The sequence below is a fragment of the Adonisia turfae CCMR0081 genome (genome assembly GCF_011009555.1).
Classification (GTDB): Bacteria; Cyanobacteriota; Cyanobacteriia; order Phormidesmidales; family Phormidesmidaceae; genus Leptothoe; species Leptothoe turfae.
Window position 1 is genome coordinate 2799278 of record NZ_QXHD01000004.1, and the last position, 3393, is coordinate 2802670.

Genomic DNA, 3393 nt, shown 5'->3' on the forward strand with positions numbered 1-3393 from the left:
TATAATCTCCAACATCTAGCCACCAAATATGATCTTTTTATGTAGCTCTCCGTTCAATCTTTAGATCAAAAGGCCGATCTGGGTCCCAGTTTTTCCTGGACAATTCTGCAAAGTATCCCCGTAAAAATCCTTACACATCAAGCCTTTACTCTGATGTCATCCTCTGAAACCCTTGATTTAAGGGCCTTCAGCGACGCTCGTATTCATGAACATTTATGTCAAAGTACCGGATATACATCTAGTTCAATTGGCTGATGCTTTTTACTCCTTTTACAAAGATTATGTGAATATGTTCCCCAGACTACATTTCTATGTGGATACTCAGCACGTTACTAGAGGGCGGCAGTATAGAAGACGCCATTGTGAAAACCGTGGTTATGAATGCTAAGCGCCCAAGCTACTTCCCCCCCCAAGGGTTCGTTCTAACAATGTTAGAAAGCCTTAGCCAAGTGAATTCAGGGTTATCCAATGCCATCGATGTGTGTGTGATTGAAGGTGGTCGTAACTCCTAACCTGGCACTCAAACGTAGTGAGTCAGATCAGAGGATTTACCGCAAAGCAGCATCTACTATTGCCATTGGATCCATGATTTTGACATTTAATAGTACTTAAACCCCGATGTCGATAAGGACATCGGGGTTTTTAATACCTATCAAATTATGATCAACCCGCCTAAGCAGCCTTGTCGTCTAAGGCGTCAGCTTTTTTAACCTGAAACTTGAGACGATCTTCGATGTAATCGATAACGACTTTGCAGCCTTCAACAAAGGTATTTTCTAAAATTTTGGTGGCGATGGGATTCTCCAACTCCCGCTGGATCGCCCGCTTCAGCGGTCTGGCTCCATAAACAGGGTCGTAGCCCTTATCCGCCACGTAATCAATGGCTGACTCTGAAACATGTAAGGCAATCTTTTGATCTGCCAGGAGTTTATACAGACGCTTCAGCTGAATCGACACAATAGAACGGAGTTCATCTTTACTCAATGGATGGAAGATAATCAAATCATCCACACGATTGAGAAACTCTGGACGAAAATGACCACGCAGGGCACCCAGCACTCGCTCCTGCATTTCTACAAACTGCGATTCATCTCCCGCTACATCAAGAATGTGATCGCTACCAATGTTGCTAGTCATGACAATGACTGTGTTGCGAAAGTCCACCGTTCGTCCTTGAGAATCGGTAATCCGACCATCATCGAGTACCTGTAGCAAAATATTAAATACATCGGGGTGGGCCTTTTCCACCTCATCCAGCAGCACCACAGAATAGGGATGACGTCTGACAGCCTCAGATAGCTGCCCACCTTCTTCATAGCCAACATATCCAGGCGGTGCACCGATCAGTCGAGCGACGGAATGCTTTTCCATATACTCCGACATATCCACCCGCACCAGGGCCTCCTCGGTATCAAACAAACAGTCAGCTAACGCACGGGCCAACTCAGTCTTACCCACCCCTGTCGGTCCCATAAATAAAAATGAGCCGATGGGTCTGCCCGGGTCTTTCATGCCTGCGCGGGCCCGGCGAATAGCGGCCGCTACAGCAGTCACCGCTTCACTTTGCCCAACCACACGCTGATGCAAATATCCCTCTAACTGCAACAGCTTTTGCCGCTCAGTTTCCATCAAGCGATTGACGGGAATCCCCGTCCAATTGGCAACAATCTCGGCAATATCCGCCTCACTTACCTGTTCACGCAACAGAGTAGATCCCTTATCCTGCATCTCTTGCAGCTGCCCGTCTAAAATCTCCAGCTCCTGTTGTACAGCTTCCAAACGTCCATACTTAATTTGGGCAGCCCGATTCAAATCATAGGCCCGCTCAGCTTGCTCCACTTGTACCCGCAGCTGATCTTCTTCTTGTTTCAATGCCTTAATGGCATCGAGGGCTTGCTTTTCAGACTGCCACTGTGCCGTAAATTTCTGTTGTTTAACAGAGAGTTTTTCGATCTCTTTATTAATGCGAGATAACCGTTGTTTCGATGTGCGGGATGTGGACTCTTCCCCTTGTAAGGAGAGTTTTTCCATTTCTAGCTGCCGTAATCGCCGATCAATGGTCTCCAACTCCACCGGTTTGGACGTAATCTCCATTTTGAGCTTGGCAGCCGCCTCATCGATCAGATCGATCGCTTTATCGGGTAAAAAGCGATCGCTAATGTAACGATCCGATAGCGTCGCTGCAGCCACCAACGCCGAATCCACGATCTTCACACCATGATGGGCCTCGTAGCGTTCTTTTAAACCACGCAGAATCGAAATGGCATCTTCCACACTAGGCTGACCAATGTAGACCTGCTGAAACCGTCGCTCTAGGGCCGCATCTTTCTCAATGTGCTTACGATACTCGTCGAGAGTCGTGGCACCAATACAGCGCAGCTCTCCCCGTGCCAAAATCGGCTTGAGCAGGTTGCCGGCATCCACATTACTATTACCACCACCCGCGCCAACGACGGTATGGAGTTCGTCAATGAAGAGCACGACCTGACCATCAGACTCAGCCACTTCCTTTAGCACTGAGCGCAGCCGTTCTTCAAATTCACCACGGTATTTAGCTCCAGCAATTAGGCTACCTATATCCAGGGAAATCAGCTGGCGATCCTTAAGGGATTCGGGCACATCGCCATTGACAATACGTTGGGCTAACCCTTCCGCAATGGCGGTTTTACCCACACCGGGTTCACCAATTAAAACAGGGTTGTTCTTAGTACGCCGTGAAACAACCTGAATCACCCGCCGAATTTCTTCATCACGGCCAATAACCGGGTCAAGCTTACCGTGTTTAGCCTCTTCCGTTAAATCGCGACCATATTTCTCTAACGCTTCGTAAGACTCCTCCGGGTTCTGACCGGTGGCTTTTTGCTTACCACGCACTTGATTAATGGCCGCACGAATGCCAGATACATCTAACTCAAAACCACGCAGTAGCCGTCGGCCAATGCGCTCGTCCTCAGCAAACCCCAGCAGCACATGCTCAACAGAAATGATGTCGTCCTGTAGCAGTTGACGAGCTGCCTCTGCCTGATCGAGCATCCGGTCCAGACTTTGCCCCAAATACAAGCTACTATCTGCTGACACCCTGGCACGCGCCTGACGCTGGGCAAACGCTTCCAACTCTTGCAGCACTAGCTCAGGATCCAAACCCGCTTTGGACAAAATGGTATCCGCCAACCCCTGCTGCTCAATTAGCGCCACCATGACATGCTCAACCTCAAGGTATTGCTGACGAAAACGTCGTGCCACATCTTGAGCTTCAACAATGGCATCCCATGCCTTAGCGGTAAATTTATCAGGATTAGATGGCTGCATGGGGTCTAAATGGTTCGGCAGGGAAACGAGTAATCAGTATATCAATTGGGGGTGGGGGGCGTTCGCTGCGCTGGGGGAGTAGGG

2 protein-coding genes are annotated in these 3393 nt (G+C 48.9%); one reads left to right on the forward strand and one right to left on the reverse strand.

Annotated elements, in window-relative coordinates; translation table 11 throughout:
* Window positions 1-311 precede the first annotated feature (311 nt).
* A complete protein-coding gene (locus DXZ20_RS16310) occupies window positions 312-512 on the forward strand; it encodes a hypothetical protein (RefSeq protein ID WP_163699299.1) in 201 nt (66 codons plus the stop codon).
* A gap of 160 nt (window positions 513-672) precedes the next feature.
* On the opposite strand, the gene clpB is transcribed toward DXZ20_RS16310, so the two are convergent.
* Window positions 673-3309: an ATP-dependent chaperone ClpB gene (clpB, locus tag DXZ20_RS16315; RefSeq protein WP_163659632.1), complete on the reverse strand. Its 2637-nt coding sequence runs from the start codon at window positions 3307-3309 to the stop codon at window positions 673-675.
* Between the last annotated feature and the right edge of the window lie 84 nt (window positions 3310-3393).